Here is a 21436-nt window from a genome sequence, read left to right on the forward strand (position 1 = left end):
ATTTAATTCCAATAATTAAACAGGATATCTAACAGCTAGGTATCCTGTTGTGTTATAGGCAGTTAACCAAACTGCTTTTCTTTTTTTCTTACTTTAGCTAAATTTTCTTGGGTTTTTGGGAACTTGATGTGCCGCATGGAAAGGTACTGGTTTTTGTGGTTGGGATTGTCGGGAAAGTATTAGAATCTTTATGTACAAATTTTATAATTTATTATCGTATGTATATAAGAACTCTACTAAATATTAGGTTAATTTTTTGTATAGTTAGTTTGATAATACCTTTCAATTTCTTGGGAGACATGGGATTCAGAAATCCTTAAAATGAGTGGAATTTTAGTTAACTTTGTGCGATTAACCAAACAATTGCTTCAGGTGTTGCAACTGACCTTAAATTCTCTGTTAACGGTAAAGAAGAGTTAACTAAAGCAGAATTCGAAGAAAAATATGAAGGTTATACAGCATCGTTCTTATTCGATACAAATGACTTAAGTGGTTCTAAAACTACTGGTAATGTAAATACGACTAAGGACTTCAAATATGCTGTTCAAGTAACAGATTCTGAAGGTAATGTATTACCTGAAGAAGTAGTAGCTGCTGATTTCGTATCTGTATCAGTTAAATCTGGTGCTGTAGAAACTGTTACAGGTGCTGTATTATCAAACGAATTATCTTATGTTACTACAGATATGGCTTCAGTAACTTTTGAAGCTACTGGAGCTATTAACGGTTTAGGCAAAACTTTAACTGAAGAAGAATTAGAGGCAGCAACATTAACAGTTGACCGTGCTATTTCTTCAAACTTAGATGTTGCATACTTCGAAGGTGGTAAAATTGTACCAGTTAAAGAAGGTAATGTAACATTTGACGTATACTTTACAGATGTTAAAGAACCAGTAAAAGTATCTGTAGAAGTAAAAGCAGAACGTGAAGAAACTTCAATTGAAAAAATTGAAAATCAAAAAGTAGTTGCTGGTGATGTTACATTAGTGGCACCTAAAGTACTAGATCAATATGGTAAAGCATTTAATGCAGGTGAGGCTTCTACATTAGTGGTGAAATTATCTGATGAAGAAGGTAAAAACTTTGCAGAAGTAGAAGACATCGCTGTTGCTCAAGACTTATCTGCTGAAGGTAAATATACAGTACAATATTTCTTAGATGATAAATTAGCAGCTTCTTACACAATTGAAACAGTAGCAGTTGACGAAGAAGTTACAGCTGATACTTATGAATTATCTTTCAACAAAGATGGTAAAGAAAAAGAATTAAATACATTAGACTTATATACAGCTAACAATGTTACTGTAAATGTAAAAGGTTACTTCGAAGGTGTAGAAGTAACAACTGCAAACTTCGGTGACTTAGAAGCTAAATCAAATAAAACTGGAGTATCAGCTGTTTATGCAGATGGTGCAATTACAGTTTCAGTAACAGATACATCTAAAGTAGCAAAAGGTGATGAAATCACAATCACTCTTTTAGAAAACTTTGGTGACTTACCGGTAGTTAAAGGTACAGTAACTGTTAAAGTAGATAACTCTGCTCCACAAATTACTGAATTAAAATTAAAAGATGCTAAAGCAAAAGCAATTACTAAAGAGGTTACTGATGTAGCTACAGAAGGTAATATTGTGGATGCATTTACAAAAGCAGATGTACTTGCAGCAGTAACTGCTGGCAAAACAGCTGAAGATGTAGAAATTTTAGAAGAAGAAATGATTACAGGAGTTAAGTTCCTTAACCGTACAGTAAAAGACGGTGTTGTAACAGGTACAGTTCAAGTAACATTAGATTCTAAATTCGCAGCATCTTCATTCACATTTACTGGTGAAGTGACTGTAATTGCAGAAGACGACGGTGGAGTAACTAACGACGGTGGAGTAACTAACGACGGTGGAGTAACTAACGACGGTGGAGTAACTAACGACGGCGGAGTAACTAACGACGGTGGAGTAACTAACGACGGTGGAGTAACTAACGACGGCGGAGTAACTAACGACGGCGGAGTAACTAACGACGGCGGAGTAACTAACGACGGCGGAGTAACTAACGACGGTGGAGTAACTAACGACGGCGGAGTAACTAACGACGGCGGAGTAACTAACGACGGCGGAGTAACTAACGACGGCGGAGTAACTAACGACGGTGGAGTAACTAACGACGGCGGAGTAACTAACGACGGCGGAGTAACTAACGACGGTGGAGTAACTAACGACGGCGGAGTAACTAACGACGGCGGAGTAACTAACGACGGCGGAGTAACTAACGACGGCGGAGTAACTAACGACGGTGGAGTAACTAACGACGGTGGTACAGGAGCAGTTAATGCACCAACTACTCTAGCAGTAAACGATACTACAGTAACAATTACATTTACAGAAGTAGTAGATTCTTTAGAACTTCCTGTTATTTTAATTGGTGGTACGCAAGCAAATGTAGCAACTGTTGATGGTGAAGACAAACAAGTTGAATTTACAGTAACAGATGTAAATACTGTAGCAGAAGGTTCTATTATTACGATTGATGGTGTTGAATACGAAGTTAAAGAAGATGCTTTAAATCCAGGAACTCTTTTATTAGAAAAAGTAACGACACCAGTTACACCTTAATAAGAAATAAATGAAAGCGTTGGGAGAGAAATTCTCTCAATGCTTTTCTTTATTTAAATTTTTATGAAGGAATGAGAATTATGAGTAATCAATATTATGCAAAACGAACAAACTGGTATGCAGTAAAAGCTACAACACCTAACATTTCAAATTATATCTATAATGATGTGAACCGCAATGGATTATACGATATAGAAGATTTACCGATGATGAAGGTAGTTGTGAAAATGACGCGCCCCGATGGAACAACAGTGGCTAGACGTTCAAATTTAAATGGATTTGCAAATTTTACACATTCTTTAACGGAAGAAAAAGTAGATGTGAAAGCTACAGGTACTTATAAATTTGAAGTGATTGTTCCCGAAGGATGGGAAATAACAAGTTATAATGGTATACAACATGGTACATATTCAGCAGCACCACATGCTAGACCAGGTATTATAATAGATAAAGTGCCGGATCCGGTTGGAATTGCGCCTATTCTAACAATAAGTGGAGAAGTTTATATTAAACAAGATGATGGAAGTATTAAACGAGGTAATTCAGATTTAGTAACCATTCATGCACAACATTCCAATGGTGAAATAAAACAACTTGAATTAACAAATGAAGGTAAATATTCATTTGTTGGTAATCCAGGTTCATGGACTATTAATTATAAGGCTAAGAATGGCAAATCAGTAGTTAAGCGTGTAATGGAATTAAATCGTTGTCCAATTAAAGTCTCTTCTATTGTATTAGGGGAAGAAGATAGAACGGAAAAAAATATAAAGAATACGGTCGATTTTGCAGGAATTACGTATTCAGAAATTCAAAAAATGCCTAATGGTGTAGGTGGACTAAATTGGTCAAATTTAGTCGTGACACATAATAAGTTATATAAAGGTGAGGGTTATTCTAATGGTACTATATCAGGAGAATATGTAGGCTATAATTCATCAGGTCATCCAGTAACAATTGAATTAGCAGAGGGATTTGATTTTTATGGTGCTTACTTTACGGCAGCGTGGCTTGAACAGTCTGAAGGTGAAACTTTAGAGGTTCGTGCTTGGCGAGGTGAAGAATTAGTGGTGGATGAAGAATACACTCTATCAGCGCTAGGACCATTTTGGTTAGACGCAAATTATAAGGATATAACGAAGTTGGTGCTATCGACTAAACACTATTGGCAATTTATCGTGGATCATATACACGTGGGTATTTAATAGGAGGAGAGAAGTTTGCTAGTAGGGTGGATATGCCCGAAAAATAACGGCTGAAAATCCATGAAAAATTAGAACAAATCCACTTCAAAAGTCGGTGAAATAATCGGTTTTTGGAGGGGATTTTCTTTTATATCCGGACTTCATTATTTTGATAATTTAAAAGAGCAGAAGTAGGTTATTGTTCAAACTATATATCTTTTTTCATTTTCAAGGAACAGACGAGGTGTTGAATTTTTCTTTTGTCTAAATAAAAAAACTTGGTTCGGTAATCAAACCCGCAATAACATATATTTCATTCATATATTATATTCTTGAAGTCGTATAAACATGCTTGTCATTTCAAATGAAATGATAGGCTATATCTATTTCAAGGAGGAATTCACATGAAAGAAAATCAAAAGAAACAACCAGCCAAACGCATTCAGCTAGTCGATGTCGTACTAGAAAGAAAGGGATCGCAGCTGTTCAGTGGCAGACGTGTACGTTCACCTGAAGATGCTGCAAACATCATTCGTGATTTCATTGGAGACAGTGACAGAGAGCGCTTTGTGGTGCTAGGCATGTCAACAAAGAACGAGCCACAAGTGCTACAAGTTGTTCACACTGGCTCAATCAATGCATCGATTGTACATCCGAGGGATGTCATGAAAGCTTTAATTTTAGCAAATTGTGCAAACTGCGTAGTAGGGCATAACCATCCTTCGAATGATGTAACACCTTCACCAGAAGACATTGATGTGACTGAAAGATTAGTAGAAGCAGGTAAAATACTTGGCATTGATGTTCTTGACCACGTAATTTTGTCATCGAATACTTTTCTATCATTCAAAGAGAAGGGCTATATGTAAAGGGGTGATTTACATGAATGCATTTAAGCATTAGCAGAAGTGATGTTGGAAAAGTACGGTATCTCTGTTCCCCTTAGTGAAGTAGGAGTGGAGTCTGTAAACTTGTTTAAAGAAGAGTTTGATGAAAACCTTGTACCAGTAGGAGTTGTTGACCATTTAGAAGGTCTAATTAAAACAGAAAGTGCTAGTTAAACGGATGAAAATGGTGATGAATATCTTGTGATTTTAGTAGAAATGGGTTGTTGATCCTTATGAAGTTTGGTTACTAAATGGTGAAGTCATATCGAGTGAATGTGGGCGTGAAGATGATATACATTAGAAAATATGTGAGAGAGTTGATTAATGGCGATACCTATTACAGTGAAAAGAATATAATTGGGTACTATGGAGAGTTCCTAGCAGAACCAGTCGCGCCTTTGAGATTATCGAGGAAGTAGTAATCGATGTCGAAGAAATAATTTATATAGTAAATCGAATACAAGATGTAAAAATTAGAAACATCATTCGTCATTATATTGCTCATTTAGAAAAACTGGTAGTCGTAAAAGAAGCAACTTGAATGAGTATCATTAAAGAACTCACGCCAATAGTAATGCCAATCTAGCGACAAAAGTAAATGTATTATATTAACCAAATGGAAAGTTCATGCAACATAAAGCATGAGCTATTTTTGCGTGCAGAAAAACTGACGGCATTATATAAATACTGTCGCGAGTGGAAGTAGAAAGAGGTGAGGATCGAATGTGGCAACAAGTAGCAGTCGCTGCTTTCGATATCGTTTTTTTCCAAAATGAAGGAGAACGGTAAATTTAATCGAAATGTAAAGCTACGAGGGGGTGCTTCTTGCTGGCGCGCTTACAAACGTTCTTCCGGTGATAGGTGTTTAATTTTTACGCTCGACATGAAATAAACGATTGCATTCTTCAACACCTATCGCCAGTTTTACCACCGGCTTTCAGCCAATAACGTTGTAGTTGCGCTCAACAGTAAGCAAGAAATAGAAATATAGAATAATCTTGAAACTCATTTGTTAAATTTATCAATTACTCCTCATTAAAATCTGTCAAAAAATTAAATGTTTCTTCCATATAATAAATTGCATTAAAATCCTCGTCATAAACGATTATCATTGCATATATTTTATTGTTTTTTGGTACAAAGTCATTCAATGGGATCTGTCGAGCATGGGCAGATTTACTTATTTTACTTATTTCTTGTTTTTCACCCATATAGTAAAGTATTGCTGTTTCTTTTAAAGCTTCATCAATTGTAAAGTCTTCTTCACTTAGATGAGTTGTAAAAAATGAACCGTCATTTACACCCATAGCTCTAGTAGTATAATTTATATACTTTGAATTGGAATAACTGGAAGCTGATATCTTTAAATTTGAATCTTCTGATACTCGTTTCAGACCGGCTGATTTATCTACCTTTGTCTTTTGTAAATTTATCATACTGTGATCAACAGCAACAACTTGTTCATATTCATCTAGGAAATCAAAATTTAGGGTTACTTCAAGACTATCTTGCTGTTCAGGTACTTTAAATGTAAAACTATTGGAATAAGTTCCATTGAACTGATGTTGTAATTTACCTGGAAATTCCATCGGATCCGGTTTAATCTCTCTTTTTAAATACCTTATTTTTTTATCTGAGAAATCTTCATTTTCAATGAATTTTGATGATATTCCTACACCATTCGCAACAAAATATGGTGAATACTCCATAAGTCCTTGCTCTATGCTAAAACTCATTTTTACTGATTGTGCTAGTGGTTGCTCTGTTGCTGATACAATATTGGTGATATATAGTGTATAATTTCCCCCTACTTCATAACCGTTCTCAGGTGGATAAATTAAAACAACATTATTTGTTTCACCTACCTCAACTTCGTTATTAATTTTTAAATTATTATTTTCGTTAACATAGATATTTTGATTATTAATAGTAGAAAAATTAACATCATCACTAAAAGTAATTTTCCAAACCTTTTGAGGATCTTTTACAATCTTTTCATCTTTTACTTCCCATGATTCTGCTTCTGTAGTTGTTGCAAAATTAATAAAAGAAAATAGTACTACCAATAAGGTTAAAAATAACGCATTTATATATTCCATTTAATTCTACATCCCTTCGTGGTTCTGGTAATAAAGAGAACAAAATACTCTAAATTTTTATAGTCATCTTATGTTCATTGTACCACGTAATTTACTATTTTTGTAATTAATAGGTTATTTTATGTTAGTTCGCTATATTACTTCTGAGAGATAAAAACATAGGGAGTTTAGTCACTTAAGATGGAGCTTAATCGGCAAACGATTACAATCAATATGGTTGTATGATCATCGAGCGTATAATGATATGTTTGATTTTTAGCTTTTTCAATAGAGTCTTACCTGGCGCTAACATGTGATTGAGTAGTCAATCTTATATAGATTTTATATAATCCAATCCTGCTATAGTATGACCAACACAGTACATATACTTGCAGATTCTGCTAACCAGTATTACTTAATCGTTTAAGTAAAAAGGAGGGTATACTCGAAATTCATTTTCTATTATCGAAACAAAATATAGGGGAAACAATGGGGAAATGCCATTCTTAGGTAGGTTAGCATATAGAAGTTGGCATGTAAAAACAGCAAAAGATAGACGGTTGAGTCCTTTATCTTGAGCTTAAATCAATTAGCAAGTGGGATTTCCGGTGTGCAATTTGCGAAGGAAAAAGAAAATAAAAACTGGCTTCTGCAAATTAATGCAAAAGCCAGTTGTAATTATCCATTGAACAAATCTTATATAGTTACTTTAGTTTCTTATGAAGAATTAAGACTATATTAAACATTGATATTATTCTTCAATATTAATTTTCACTTCTTGCTCGGGATACTGTTTCTCTAAAAATAACATATAGTTGAATAGAAAACTTCCACGTTCCTTATCAGAAACTTCTTCGTTAAATGTAATGTTCGCAATAACTTCATCTTTAGAATCGTCAATTTTTATATCGTTGACGACTTGATCTTCTTGTGCAGTTTCCACAATATTTTGTACAACTTCTTCAGCTTTTTTAGGGGTAATTACTTTTTCAGTTTCACTCTGTTCACTCTGACCATCGGTAGAAGTTTGTTCTTCACGTAGAGAACTATTCTCTTCGGTTCCTTTTTCATTTGCTACTGGAACTTGTGTAACTGGTTCTGTTTCTTCAGAAGATTTTTCTTCCGTGCAGCCAAACAATAGCAGGGTACTGCAAACTGTAAATACATATACTATTTTTTTCATAAAACCACTCCATATACAAGTATTGTAAAATATTATACCATAAATTAAAAGAAAAGAGGTGATAGGGTAATGGAATGGAAGAATGGCTCTACTAAAAAAATATATAGAACAACTATAGATTACCATCTTTATTCTGAAAATCCTGTGAAACCCGGCGAATCAGTTGAATCGACTGTTATAATCAGGTTGTCTAAAACTACCGGAACAATTGCGCTAGATCATTCCTTGCCGCTCTTGGCCTACCTTTCACCTGCAGATTCAAAGGAAACTAAGATTATTTGGAGCTCAGAAGGTGATGATAGGCAGGAATATAAGGCCTGGCCTACTCAATTGAATGTAGAAAAAAATAAAACATGGAAAATAACGTTCGCCCTCCCTTATTACTCTGGAATGGGCGGACATCATGCTATTTATGTACTAGATCGTACAGGAAATGAGATTACTCAATCCTTTTATTATAGTGGAGATGAACGTACAACGACCCTAACAATAAAACCGAATAAGAACTATATCCCTGGAGAATCCTATACACTGTTTATCAAAAATATATTGGGCAGAAATGGCGAGGTGCTCGAGCAATCTGTGAAAGTAGACTTTACGATAAAAAAGGAAAGCTAAGCTAAGTAGTGCTTGAAGGGCAATTAATAAAACAGTTCTAAGTCAAATGAGTTAATATATTTTCATGGCATATGGCATGAAAATATATTAAAGAACCATAAAAAACGACATAAATAAAAAGAGGGTTAGCCGATTAAAGGCTAACCCTTATGCATTGGGATTACTCAATGCCTATTACTTCAAATGTTTTGTGGCTATTCTCCACTTATACTGAAAAATCAGTTTTCGTTTGGAGCCTACACCGTACGTGCGACTTTCACCGCATACGGCGTGCCATCAATAAAATTATTTATTTCCCCAACATTATTATAACATCGGTCTTAGTCTTTTTAAATTAAATTAATTTTAATTTAATAAAATTAGCAGTCTTTTAATAGCTCAGAAGCAGAAAAATGGTACAGATTTTTGGCGGATGTGTAAATTTGAAAGTGAATAATTTTTAAATAAGTATCTGAATGATTGTGCCAATCAAATAATTGGCATTATTCTCTATTCTCACCCAATAGACTAATATGTGGAACAAACTGGACGATATAAAGTAAGAAACAGGATGCCCTATTTATGGAGTATTGCATACATACATAAGAAGTTGGAATATGTGCAGGCAATGACGATTACTTAGTAAAATATTTCAAATCAAACAGTTATTTTAATGGAGGGGAAAGAATGCAGAAATTCATAAAAATTTTAGCAACATTTTTATTAGTTATTTCACTCAGTATACCTAATGCTCATACGTATGTAGCTGCCGCAGAGCAATGGGTGGAATACCCGTCAAATACAACTGGCAATGTAAATAAAGCTTGGAAAGTCACATTTTCAGAGCTCGTAGATAGTGGCTCAGTTTCCAATGAGAATGTTTATGTCAAAAGAGAAAATGGCACAAAAGTAGATGTCAAAGTGACCGTAAATGGTCCGACGATTACTGTTACACCTACTAATGCTGCTTATACAATTGGTGAAACCTACATAATGTACTTACATTCTTCGATTCAATCTTTAACTGAGCAGTCATTACCCAATACGAAATTTCAATTTACAGTATTGGGTGTACTAGAAATAGCCAACTCAGTTGCACAGGAAGCAAAAATAGCATCGGAAGCTATTAAAACAGGGCAGCCTGTGTTTGCAAATCCTTTAGCTGGAACAAAAGATGAATTATCAAGAGCGAATACCTTTGTTGCAGATTTAGAAAAAGCGATCGCTGCTGCAAAAGAAAAAGTGCAGGCAGCAGAGGAACTTATTAAAGCAGCGAGAATTAAAGGCTATTCAATTACAGAGCTGAACGTAGCAAATACTGCCGTAAATACTGCCGAAAAAGCAATTGCAGATGCGGAAAAAGCAGTCACGACAGCGAAACAGGTCATCGAAACGGCTTCAATTACTGCACAATTGACTGTAGCAAAATCGAATGTCGTAAGTTCTTCATCTGTTGAAGTTATATTAGCTGCAACACCAACGTATGAACTGACAAAATCTGACGCGGATAAATTTAGAGTGAATATGGACGGAACCATACTCCAAGTAACAGATGTCGCAAAGTCACAGTCTGATGATACACGCTATAAATTAACGATTGCATCTGCGTCATCGAGATATCCGTTATCTGGGAAGCAAGGGGCTTTATCGGTTAATAATACAAAAGCGACTATTAGCAACTCTGAATTTGGCTATGACTATCAAGCACCTGCAATTGAAAGAGTAGAGGCAGTCGATAATCGCCACATAAAAGTCTACTTCTCAGAAAATATGGATGAAGAAACAGTGGCGAATGTAGGAAGATATAATTTATATAAATCAACTGCGACAACCTCAAATTTATTAAGTGGTACAGGCGCGGTAGCAGTATTAAGTGCCGACAAAAAATCCGTCACATTGACTCTTGGAGGCACGAATACATTGGTCGCAACGGACTATACGCTGAAAATAACAGGAACAGTAAAGGATGCAGCGGGCAATAACTTAAGGCTGAATACAGCAGTTGATTTTTTAGCAACATCGAATCAGCTGCGCGACACGACACGCCCGTCACTGACAGCTGCAGCATCATAGCTTTATGTGACATTTGATGAAAAAGTAACGATTGTAAGTCCAGCTCAGTTCTCGCTTGGTAGCGTCTCATTAACAGGCTCTACATACACAGGTAGCAATGAGGGAACAAGTTATCTAATTAAATTTTCACTAGCGCTACGGCCCTAGTGAAGCTTGGTGGCACAATCAACGTAATAAACGTGCTGAAATCAGCTAAACTGCAGATAGAAAATGGAGCAACAATAACTACGTTAAATGTAGCGGGAAATTTAGAAGCAGATATCACGAATAATGGGGTAATCACTAAGCTAGCGGGAAATGGTACGGCAATTGAAAGAGGTTTAAAGGCAAATAATTATGAAGGTCCTATCGGTGAAAATACGGCAGTTGCGGCGATTAAAGCTACAATAAGTGCTGGTAATATGGAGGCGGTCTTGCTGGCATATCATCTGATTTTAGGGATTTCTGATTTAGCTGACTATAAAAACCTTGCACCTTCATACAAATCTGCGGTTAATACGATGCTGTATAACGAAAAAACTGGTTATTTAAATGCAACAGCTATTAAAATAGCGTTTAATGAAGCCATAGCTACTCAAAAAGCATTTTCAGCAATTAAAAATGCCATGAATGCAAGTAGTTTAGGGGTCGTATTTAACAATGATCACATAACATTAGGTATTGATTTAACAGAATATAATTCGCTGACAAATAAGACTACTGTCAATCAGGCAATTTTCAATGCAAGAAATAGTTTTGCTACTGTAGTGGCATTCCAAACTGTTTTCAATAATTCAGTAGCAACAGCTAAAACAACTGAAGCAAAAGATCTTGCTTTATCTCTCATACAGATGCAACGCTCTTCAGTATCGGATAAACAGGGTTCTGGTAATAATGGACAAGTGACAGTAAACTGGAAGCCATTAACAATAGAAGATATTTCGAAATCTGGGGCTACTAGCTATGTAATTTATTATGCAGAAGGAATAGCCGTTTCGAAAGATACAGCAGGTGCAAAATTTGTGAAAGTAACTAATTTAAATAGCAGTAGTTTAGATATAAGTGGTTTAGAGGCTGGAACAGACTATGCCACTGTCATCTATGCAGTAAATGTGAGTGATGTATACTCACCTGCTTCTAGTACCATAACTGCTCAGGCGAAAGACTATATCGCCGCTACAGCAGGGAAATTGGAGGGGGCTATAGTATTAGCCGATGATAGCACAGTAAAAAATATAATTAATGCCATTGATAAACACTTTCTAGTTACAATCGATGGAGCAGCAATTCCAGTGATGGTACCAGCTGCTACAGAAACAAAATCAGCTTTATTGAATGCCATTAACACTGCAATATCAAGTAAAGGAGTAGCTGATTTTTTGAAAATAAACTCGTAGTTACAAGTAGAACTACAGGTACTTCAAGTACTGTTTCTATTGAAGGTACTGATAAAGATATATTTTTTGGTACTGTAACAGGGATTGCTGGCACCGCTGCTACCAATTAAAATAACCTATTAATAAATTCTTGAAACCCCTGCATAAGCGTTCTATGCAGGGGTTTTTATAAAACTAGAGTGAAATACGCTATTTACCATTAAAAGTGCTAAAAATATGAATTATTACCTTAATCCTACCAATGATTAACCGATACTATTTAAAGAGGACTATAAGTAGATTCAAACAAGATATTACAAAAGTTTTCAGAAAAGAATTGGAGGTAATTACATGCAGCAAGTAAAGAATTTTTCACGCCGATCATTTCTATTAGCAATGATAATAGTCGCGGGTCTTTTTGCATTTGGCGGCGGCACTATACAAGCATCAAATTTAAAACCGTATGAATATACGTTTATAAAAGACGAGACAACGATACAAACTTTTAATGGAGTTAATGGAATTAAAAAGTTGAATGTTACTTTTGATCAGCCTATTCCGGTAACAGTTGTTCCGTTAAGCGATGTTTCTGTAGTTGCAAGTACAGAAAAAAGAGGCGAAGCTCCAGTAGCAAATATAATTGATATTGTAGATCGAATAGAGATTTCGGGGAAAACTCTTTCCATCCACTTTAAAAACCTGGATTACATAGATTATACAGATACATCGAAAAGCTACAAGTTAATTATTAAATCTGGTGCTGGTCTATACTTGGGTCAATCTGGAGATTTAGAGTTTCCGTTTGCAGTTTACGATTTATTGCCTGGGTTTGAAACTGTATTTTTAGCACAGGGGGCAGAAGGAACAGGGCAGATCAATAGAATATTTGAAGAAAATGCACCTCGTGATATTTTTGTGCATATTCCAAAATACTATTTAAATAAAATCGAGACAATTCACCGTTACAAAGGGGTTGTATCAGAAAAGGAAGCGTCGACTTTAACGAATATCGATGTACTGACTGATAATGCTGTATCAAGATTGAAAGTAGGATTGAATAATAATCTTATTCGCGACCTTGAACCTCACCCTAGCGTGAAAGGATTTACATTGGGCTATGCGAATGACCAGGCGCTTGAAGTCGATGATTTGGAAGAATTCTCTTTAAAAGCATACGATGTATATGGTCGGATTTTAGATTCAACAACATTTAAAATTAACTATATAGATGAGGCATATTTGGATAATACACGCATTAAAGTAAGTAATTATATTACAAAAAAAGCAAGTGATTTTGGTAAAACATATACATTATATGATTTGATGTCGAAACCGAAAATTTTTGAAAACATTCTTACTGGCTTATCGGTCGAAGATTTGAATAAGCTAGGAGTCACGTATGCTAACCAATTTAGTACAGTTCAGGTCAATGATCTTGCTCAACTGGAAATGGCATTAGCTAATGCGAAAATTAAAACAATTAATCTAACGAGTAATATACCACTATCTCGGCAATTGTTGATTGACAGAGATGTTACGATTAACGGTACTTCGAATGCACAAATTGCTGGCGATATTAGGCTTGGCGATGGATCAAAGAATTTAAATATTAAATTAAATAATATAGGTATTACAGGCACATTAACTGTTGATGCAGGGTCAGGAAATGTAATTCTTGAAAATGTGACAGCGAATGTACTGGACGTTATAAGCGGCGGTGTTAATTCCATCCATCTTATTAACTTCACAGCAACAAATGGCATTGTATTTAATAACATTGCACCTGTGCGTCTAGTGCTGACAAACTCGAATAAACAGAATGTAACGCTGGCTAGTGATAAAGAAGTTATTTTAGAAGGCGCTTACGGAACTATTGCTTCAACAAATCAGGATGCAAAATTGACGGTAAAACACAATGTTTCCATCGACAGCTGGTCTATTGGAGCAGGTATGAAGTTAACCGTGACACATCCGGAATCTGTTACATTGCCGGCTTATACGGGAGCGGGTGTTCTGGAGAAAATCAATACGGGTGAAACTGGACCAGGGGAAGAGAATAATCTAGGCACAGTTCTCGGTGAAATAGCATTAGATTATAACTGGGACGACTCTGAGTTAGGTAAAGAGATTGAATTTGATCAGCTAAATACAGAGAGCAAAACTATTGCAGAGAATGTTCAGGACTGGAAAATTGATGATACTAATCTTGAAGCATCTATTAGAAACAATAGAATCTTAGTAATTAATAACTTGAGTGAAGAATATGTAGGGAAAACGCTCAAAGTTACTTTAAAAGGAACATATGAAGAAAAGCAATATAGCATAATTATGAATGTGACTATTAATTAATGGGGGGTAATAATGTGATGGCCAAACATAAAGCAATTTATATAATGCTGATCATGATGCTTACTCTCTCAACACTTCTGCCGTTTGTTGAAACGGCGGAAGCTTATGGTGTTACAAATCATGAAGATGTCGTTGATGTAGGGAAAAATCATTTTATTGTATTAAAGGAAGATGGCAGTGTATGGGGCTGGGGCGACCATTCTTATGGCCAATTAGGGGCAAATGGCAGTAATACATCTTCTCCGATTCCGATTCAAAAAGCAGACGGAAATCGTTTGCTGAATATAAAAGCGATTGCCGCTGGAAGCAATCATACAGTTGCGCTTGATAGGAACGGTGAAGTCTGGACATGGGGAAGAAATAACCAGGGTCAGTTAGGGTATACTACGGCTAATTCATTCAGTAATTTACCTGCGAAAGTAACTGGCATCACTTCTAAAATTATTGCTATTTCGGCTGGAGAATATCATACACTGGCCGTCGATGAAAATGGACAAGTTTGGGCATGGGGAAGAAACGATTACGGCCAAATAGGGACCGATTGTAATCCTGCTCTTGCCCATGTACAAGTATGCGGCGTTTCCGGCATTATTGCAGTTGCAGCAGGAGATAATCATTCCGTAGCCCTGAAAAGCGACGGCACTGTCTGGGCATGGGGGCGAAATACAGTTGGACAGCTGGGCAATGGCGAAACGACTGATATCAATACAAATCCAACCGCTGTTCCAGGACTTAGCAATATTGTGGATATATCTGCAGGCGCCAACCATACGCTTGCTTTAAAGCAGGATAGCACCAGTATTTATGCCTGGGGATTCAATTCAAGCGGACAGCTTGGTGATGGGGGGCTGGAAAGTAAACTGCGCCCTATTCAAGTAGAGGGTATGAATAAAGTCAAAACGATTGCCGCGGGAAATAATCATTCCATCGCCATCAAAGAGGATGGGACAGTCTGGACATGGGGTAGACATACATCAGGCACTTCCTCTAATCGTTCTACACCAATTCAGGTAAAAGGTTTATCGAGTGCCATTGCGATCGGCGGCGGCGGTGATAGTGACAGCTATATTTTAGCCGTCAAAGAAGATGGAACGGTTTGGCAGTGGGACAAAGCCTCTTCTGATTCAACTACAAAACTGCCGATTTTCAAACAGGTTTCAGGCATTGATGAAGTGATGAAACCAAGCGAATTTCCTTTTGTTCAAGGGAGCCAAGTGCTATTCCGCTATATCGGGAATGCTGGAACATCTAGTGTAGAAGTTTATGGTAACTTTAATGAATGGAATTCAATTCCGTTAGACGATACGGGATCAAATAATGTCTGGGAACTGCAAGTCACGTTACAGCCGGGCGAGTATATATACGGCTTTAAAGTGAACGGGGTTTGGACGGTAGATCCGCTCAATCCGAATAAAACAATCGATATGAATGATGGCAGTCCGTATAGTGTGCTGAAAGTTGCACCTTACGCTGTAGAAGGACCGATCATTTCCAATAAAGAAGTCACATTTACGTACAGCAGCTATGATTTTAATGGTGAGCTGGAATTAGATGCGAAAACAGCTTATGTAGCAGTGATCGGGGACTTTACTGCATGGAGAGAAGTTCCATTGACGAAGCAGGCGAACAATGTCTGGACATTGAAGCAAACACTTGAACCTGGGGATCATGCTTATTCCTTTATCGTCAGTGATGCAAGTACTGGACCGAGACGGGTAGAAAGAAATGACCCCTTAAACAAGAATATCGGGACAAATGCTGTAACCGATATTCCAAGGAACCGCTTTTTTGTATCGGAAGATGTATTAAGTACGATTCCGGTATCAGGCATTACGTTAAATAAAGGGCCAAAATTAAATTTGATCGTAGGAGAAACAACAACATTAAATGCGACGGTTTTGCCGACGAATGCGACAAATAAAAACGTAAGCTGGAGTTCGAGCGATGCAAAAGTTGTCAGTGTCAACGAAACAGGAAGACTCACTGCCCATACAGCAGGGACGGCGGTGATTGCTGTCAGTACGGTGGACGGGGGCAAGCTGGCTCTGGTCACGGTAACAGTGGAGAAAAGGGCGGATGCCATTTCCTATCCGCGCGTTGGCTACAAAAATATGGGCGACCGAACTGGTGTTAATCCGACGAAAACATGGTATATAAAGTTTAACCAACAGTTGGATTTAGCATCCCTTAACGAAAATGCTGCTTATATTTTGGATGAATCCGGCGATAAAATACCGGTTGGCTATCAGTTATCAAATGATGGTAAAACATTGGAAATTCGCCCGCAAAACGGAATTACGTACAAAAAAGGCGCCAATCATTATCTATTCATTGAAAGTACGGTAAAAACGAAGTATGGTCTTCAGTTAAGAGAACCAGTACAGATGAAATTTACAATTGAACTATAAAGAAAAAGGATTCGGAGCTGTTGGCCGAATCCTTTTTGCTATACAAAAAAGGGGCGCAATTTGCACCCCTTTAGTTATTTTACCGTAAATGTCAATTTCGTCGGTCTACCTAAAAATTGCTTATTGATTGTATTTCCTTTAATCTGCTTTGTTACCCACAGAGTATAGTGCTTATTGCGACTATATGAAACAGCTGGTACAACATCTATTGATTGACCATCACTGCCGAGCACGAGCTTCGTTGGTACAATTCCGCCTGTACTGTCATCTGTCACGTAGATCGAATCATTGTATAATGCTTTTTTCTCGACCCGAGCGTTGAATTTCACATGCCAGATTTTATTTGCTTCCACTTGTTTAACATCTCTAGACCAAGATGAATAGCTTACTGATTGGAATATGCTGACCGGACTTATAATCTGGTCTTTGACAGCCACTGCATACAGTTCATTACCTGATATTGTAAGCGTTTCATAGTCTGCATACGTATTCCATTGCTCTAATTTGATATCGGAGTGATTCAATGAATAATTTCCCGCTTTTAAGGAAGCAGACTTATCATAGGAAATGTGTCGGCTATTTGTTGTGTAATAGATAGCCGAGCCTGGAGTCATCGGATAGATGCGATAGCTTCCATTTCCCAGTTCTTGAATATATGGCTTTGCGACATCATCAATCAGCGCATATAGCCCAGGTTCTGAAACAAGTCCTACTGTCTTCCCTGAAGCCTTATAGCTTGGCTGCACTATTGCATAAAGTTCGTTTTTTGCATTGCGCACAAGTTTAGAAAATACTTTACCTGTTGCATTGTTCAGCTCCATTTCTATTGGCTGATAGAAAGATGATTCCCCGCCCCATTGAACCTCTACGGGGTTGGTAATGGATTTCGCCCATGCTGGATCAGCAGATCTATAAATCGTGCTTACTGCAGGCTGCTGAATTGAAAGCGTCGGTACTTTACTTTCTATTATATTCGGTGCTGGGATATAGATAGATAAATCATTCGAAAGGAAAGCAATGCCTTTCTCAATGGCCGCTGCCTTTTCGTTTGCTGTTAAAGTGTAGTGACTGTTTGTGCCGATTGCGATATTTTTCTGTACAGCACCTGTCCACATATCAGAAGAAGCAGCTGCTTCTACAACGGTAACAATATATGTTTTTGAGATGGTCTTGTCGACGGTATTTGTTGTTACAGTATAAGTGACAGGTAACATAAAGTTTTGTGCCACCCCAGAGAGAGGGCTTACTGTTATTGTATTGACTGGATCATTATTTGTCTTAATTACAGGTGCTAATTTTGTACGATCCGTTCCTTTTGGTACAGTTACGGTAATCGTTCCAGCTGTATGATCGATAGCACCTACTGCTTTTAGTGATTCAAACTCAAAGGATGAAATAATAGACGATGCTGGCGCTTCATTGAATAGGCTAACGTTTACAGAGATAGATGGCGCACTTTCAATTCCGTTGACTGTTTGCGTTACATAATAGCCTAAACCAGCAGGGACATCTGTGAAATGAGCTGTTTTACCAGTATTAATTGTCTGAGATTGCATTTTTTGACCGTACGAATTATATAATGTGACGGTTGTTTTTGCTGATGCATGTTCGAATAATCCATTAATGACGTTTATTTTTCCTTCGCCCGCTTTACCTGCAAGTACACCTGTGACCTTTGGCGGTGCCAGTTCAATCTTGCGATGTTTATTATCGCCGGTACTTCCGCGAGGTGCTGTTGCTGAGTAGGTAATTTTGTACATACCTGGGACCGGCAATACTGTATCAGGAAAGTTAATTAGTCTTCCGATTGCTTCAGTTGGAAGGCCTATCGGTGTATTGTTTGGACCGACTAATATTGCCTTTAATCTTAATTCATTTGCTTCTAAATAATCGTCGGCATTTGCCCCTGGGTCTATAAACTTTGTACCGTCATAGTAAGGCAGGAATGCTTCACCATACACAAGTTGTACAGTTTCAACACCGTTTAATGTAATGTATGGACGGTCTGTATCTACAATTTCAACAATATTGGACTGACGGCTTTCTTGGCCGTTAACGGTTTGTGTTACATAGTAGCGGCCGGGACCGTATTTTCTGAGTACAAATGTGATTTCGTTATTCGTCAGCACTCTTGTCGCTACACGCGTAATGACTTCATTTCCGCCACTATCTGTATCAAACTTGTACAAAGTTACAGTTGTTTTTCGATCTACAACACCCGGAAAAATATCTTTTACTCCAATTTCTCCTGTTGTTGCGATACCGCCAATTGCTGTAACGGGTCTCGGTTTAACTTTAACCGTTCTTGCAATTGTTACCGCACGATTACCCGCTTTATCTGTCACATTGTAAGTAATTGTATATACACCGGGCATACTTGTATTAACAGTACCGGCAGTAATAATGTCTAGCTCTGATGACGGGGTAATATTATCTGTTGCTGTTGCTCCTGCATCTTCATATCGATCGCCGACTTCCAGTGTAATTTCAGGCTCACCCGTTAGTTTGAGTACAGGAGGTGTATCGTCTTTAATATCGACTTCTTCAGAAGAATCACTGGCTACTCCGTTTACTTCTTGAACGACGTAGTAATTATCGCCTACTGGAATATTTTTGAATGTATATTCACCTTCATTTAATCGTTCTGGAACGACAGGAACCTGTTCGATTGATCCATCAGCCAATCGTTGGAAAAGACTTAATTTTGCACCGGCGAATACACCATGCACCTTAAGTTCACCCGTCGTATCGTTCGGTAAAGTTGGGTCCGTATTTACGGAAGATAAATTTACTTTATTGGGATAGACAGTAATATTTCTAACAACTGTTGAAGTTAAATTTAAATCTGTTAAATCTGTTGCCTTGTACGTAATAGTATACTTCCCGGGGGGAGTATATTTTTCAGCCTCTCCGGCAATGGTTGGTTGACCTGAAATTTCAATTTTTAAAACTGGTGTACAAGCCGTATCTCCGGCCTCTGTTGTGACAGATTCTTCACAGAAAGTCTTTGCTGTTGTTCCTGTATAAACTTTCCCGTTTTTATAGCTTACTGTGTAGCCTGGTTCGTTATACAGCATTTTTGTAACTTTGTTTGTTGCATCAATTGTATAGCGGATTGCATAATTTTCGCCTGCATTCAATGAAATATTTGGAATTTGTTCATTTTTAATCATGACAAGATTTGATGAAGGTTCTTTAGATGCCACACCGTTTTCTATTTGTCGAACACGGTAGCTGCCAGCCGCTAAAGCTGTAAATGTATATTCTGTTGAAGATGCAGTTCTTGTGTCTACTACAGTTCCGTCTCGTAATAATTCAAGTGTGTTGCCGGATTTTGTATTCTTAACAAGAATTTGACCAGCATCATTGTTTGGACCTGAATCTTTGCCGTCTACTTTTTCAATTACAACGGTATTAGGTTGAACCGTAATATAAGTTGATTTCAAACTTTCTGCCCCATCAACAATTTGTGTTACTTGGTATTTACTACCTGCAGGAAAAGTAAGTGCGCCATTATTAGTATCAAATGTTACAGTCCCTGCAGTCGTTACAGGTAATTCTCTGACAAGCGTATTACTATCATTATTATATAAACGAACTTTTTGCCCTGTTAAACCTGTAATTTCTAATTTATAAGGATCAGTTGCTGGAGAAATAATATTAAATGATCCGCTTGTGCCTACAGATAAAGCTGCAGGAGTAATTTGAACTTTATCTGATGTTTTGACGACAGCCGGCTGCCCCTCACTTGCCGACTTTGTTGCTCTTACTATATATAAACCTGGAGCAACACCGGTGAATTTTTTTTCTTCATTTATATCATAATTCGTGATAGCAGTACCAACTTGCGCTTGACCACTACTATTATCAGGATGTTTATGTAATGTAAGTGTATAACCTGTTTCATTCATTGTGACAATAATTGTTCCTGTTTCAGTAGTACTCTCTGAAACAGACCCAGGAAAATCTACTGTCTCTGCTGTTGCTGTAGGAGTAGGTAAGGGTCCTATAGTCGAGATAATGAGCAGAAAAATCATTAAAATGGATATTAGTTTTTTCATATATAGATTCCTTTCTGTTTATTAATTAACGTTATAGGCTTGGGTTTCAAGCGAGTTGTTATCCTTGTCATAGACACGGATAATTAGACGATCTCCCTTCAGAAGACCCTGAAATCCTTTTGAGAAATGTGTACCATTTGGAATTAACTTCACGGCATTTGCATTGTTAATTGAAACCTCAACGTTTGCAATGTCATCGGTACCATTTACAATAATATTCGTTAAAAGCGGATTCACTGTTGCTGTAACATCTTCAATATATCTCCCTTCTATTTTAAATGTTTTTGACGTGTCCTCTGTTGTTTCTTGTCCTTGAGAAGATTTGAATCCCTTTGGAATGACAAGAGTGTATGTTCCGCTAAAAATATATTGATTTTCAGGAAGGACTATAACTTTCTTTAAATCTGCCGATAGTTTAATAGAGATTTCTATTTTCTTATTGTCGACAGTTTGTACATAAATTCGTTTAAGATTCTCTTGGTCATTCAGGACCGCTTCATTGAAAGTAATGGTCCATGGTTTTATAGGATCCGTCGTCGATGCTTGAGGAAAAGTACGGGCTTCAACATTAACGCTGGAAAAAAAGGGCATCAACATTGCAAAAAGCAAAGTGAGCGTGATTATCGTAAAAAAACTTTTTTTCATAGTTGTA

Annotated in this window: 14 protein-coding genes; 10 read left to right on the forward strand and 4 right to left on the reverse strand. The window is 37.1% G+C overall.

Annotated elements, in window-relative coordinates:
- Nucleotides 1-686: 686 nt before the first annotated feature.
- The 4 genes from MHB58_RS03320 (at nucleotide 687) to MHB58_RS03335 (ending at nucleotide 4854) form a co-directional block, all read left to right on the forward strand.
- Nucleotides 687-2609, forward strand: a complete 1923-nt coding sequence (locus MHB58_RS03320; RefSeq protein WP_340734673.1) for a beta strand repeat-containing protein — start codon at nucleotides 687-689, stop codon at nucleotides 2607-2609.
- Between the two features lie 80 nt (nucleotides 2610-2689).
- Nucleotides 2690-3814: a hypothetical protein gene (locus tag MHB58_RS03325; protein ID WP_340734674.1), complete on the forward strand. Its 1125-nt coding sequence runs from the start codon at nucleotides 2690-2692 to the stop codon at nucleotides 3812-3814.
- Between the two features lie 383 nt (nucleotides 3815-4197).
- Entirely contained in the window at nucleotides 4198-4662 is a 465-nt protein-coding gene (locus tag MHB58_RS03330; protein WP_340734675.1) for a JAB domain-containing protein, read from the forward strand.
- Between the two features lie 45 nt (nucleotides 4663-4707).
- A complete protein-coding gene (locus MHB58_RS03335; RefSeq protein ID WP_340734676.1) occupies nucleotides 4708-4854 on the forward strand; it encodes a hypothetical protein in 147 nt (48 codons plus the stop codon).
- A gap of 851 nt (nucleotides 4855-5705) precedes the next feature.
- Here the strand turns inward: MHB58_RS03335 and MHB58_RS03340 are convergent.
- Complete coding sequence (locus tag MHB58_RS03340) at nucleotides 5706-6779, reverse strand: hypothetical protein (protein WP_340734677.1); 1074 nt, start codon at nucleotides 6777-6779, stop codon at nucleotides 5706-5708.
- Between the two features lie 553 nt (nucleotides 6780-7332).
- Here MHB58_RS03340 and MHB58_RS03345 point away from each other — a divergent pair.
- Nucleotides 7333-7500 (forward strand): hypothetical protein, encoded by a 168-nt coding sequence (locus MHB58_RS03345; RefSeq protein ID WP_340734678.1) that lies wholly within the window; start codon nucleotides 7333-7335, stop codon nucleotides 7498-7500.
- A gap of 9 nt (nucleotides 7501-7509) precedes the next feature.
- On the opposite strand, the gene MHB58_RS03350 is transcribed toward MHB58_RS03345, so the two are convergent.
- Nucleotides 7510-7941 (reverse strand): hypothetical protein, encoded by a 432-nt coding sequence (locus MHB58_RS03350; RefSeq protein WP_340734679.1) that lies wholly within the window; start codon nucleotides 7939-7941, stop codon nucleotides 7510-7512.
- A gap of 69 nt (nucleotides 7942-8010) precedes the next feature.
- Here MHB58_RS03350 and MHB58_RS03355 point away from each other — a divergent pair, with 69 nt between their 5' ends.
- From MHB58_RS03355 to MHB58_RS03375, 5 genes are all read left to right on the forward strand, one after another.
- Complete coding sequence (locus MHB58_RS03355; protein ID WP_014824707.1) at nucleotides 8011-8559, forward strand: hypothetical protein; 549 nt, start codon at nucleotides 8011-8013, stop codon at nucleotides 8557-8559.
- A gap of 666 nt (nucleotides 8560-9225) precedes the next feature.
- Complete coding sequence (locus MHB58_RS03360) at nucleotides 9226-10611, forward strand: Ig-like domain-containing protein (RefSeq protein WP_340734680.1); 1386 nt, start codon at nucleotides 9226-9228, stop codon at nucleotides 10609-10611.
- Between the two features lie 146 nt (nucleotides 10612-10757).
- Nucleotides 10758-11987: a fibronectin type III domain-containing protein gene (locus MHB58_RS03365; protein ID WP_340734681.1), complete on the forward strand. Its 1230-nt coding sequence runs from the start codon at nucleotides 10758-10760 to the stop codon at nucleotides 11985-11987.
- 330 nt (nucleotides 11988-12317) lie between these two features.
- A complete protein-coding gene (locus MHB58_RS03370) occupies nucleotides 12318-14315 on the forward strand; it encodes a pectate lyase-like adhesive domain-containing protein (protein WP_340734682.1) in 1998 nt (665 codons plus the stop codon).
- Between the two features lie 17 nt (nucleotides 14316-14332).
- A complete protein-coding gene (locus MHB58_RS03375) occupies nucleotides 14333-16723 on the forward strand; it encodes an RCC1 domain-containing protein (protein WP_051032377.1) in 2391 nt (796 codons plus the stop codon).
- A 74-nt stretch (nucleotides 16724-16797) separates the two neighbouring features.
- Here MHB58_RS03375 and MHB58_RS03380 read toward each other — a convergent pair whose 3' ends face one another.
- Complete coding sequence (locus MHB58_RS03380; RefSeq protein WP_340734683.1) at nucleotides 16798-20784, reverse strand: DUF5011 domain-containing protein; 3987 nt, start codon at nucleotides 20782-20784, stop codon at nucleotides 16798-16800.
- Nucleotides 20785-20805: 21 nt separating this feature from the next.
- Complete coding sequence (locus MHB58_RS03385; protein WP_340734684.1) at nucleotides 20806-21429, reverse strand: Ig-like domain-containing protein; 624 nt, start codon at nucleotides 21427-21429, stop codon at nucleotides 20806-20808.
- Nucleotides 21430-21436: the final 7 nt, after the last annotated feature.

The organism is Solibacillus sp. FSL K6-1554 (genome assembly GCF_038005185.1).
Taxonomy (GTDB): Bacteria; Bacillota; Bacilli; order Bacillales_A; family Planococcaceae; genus Solibacillus; species Solibacillus silvestris.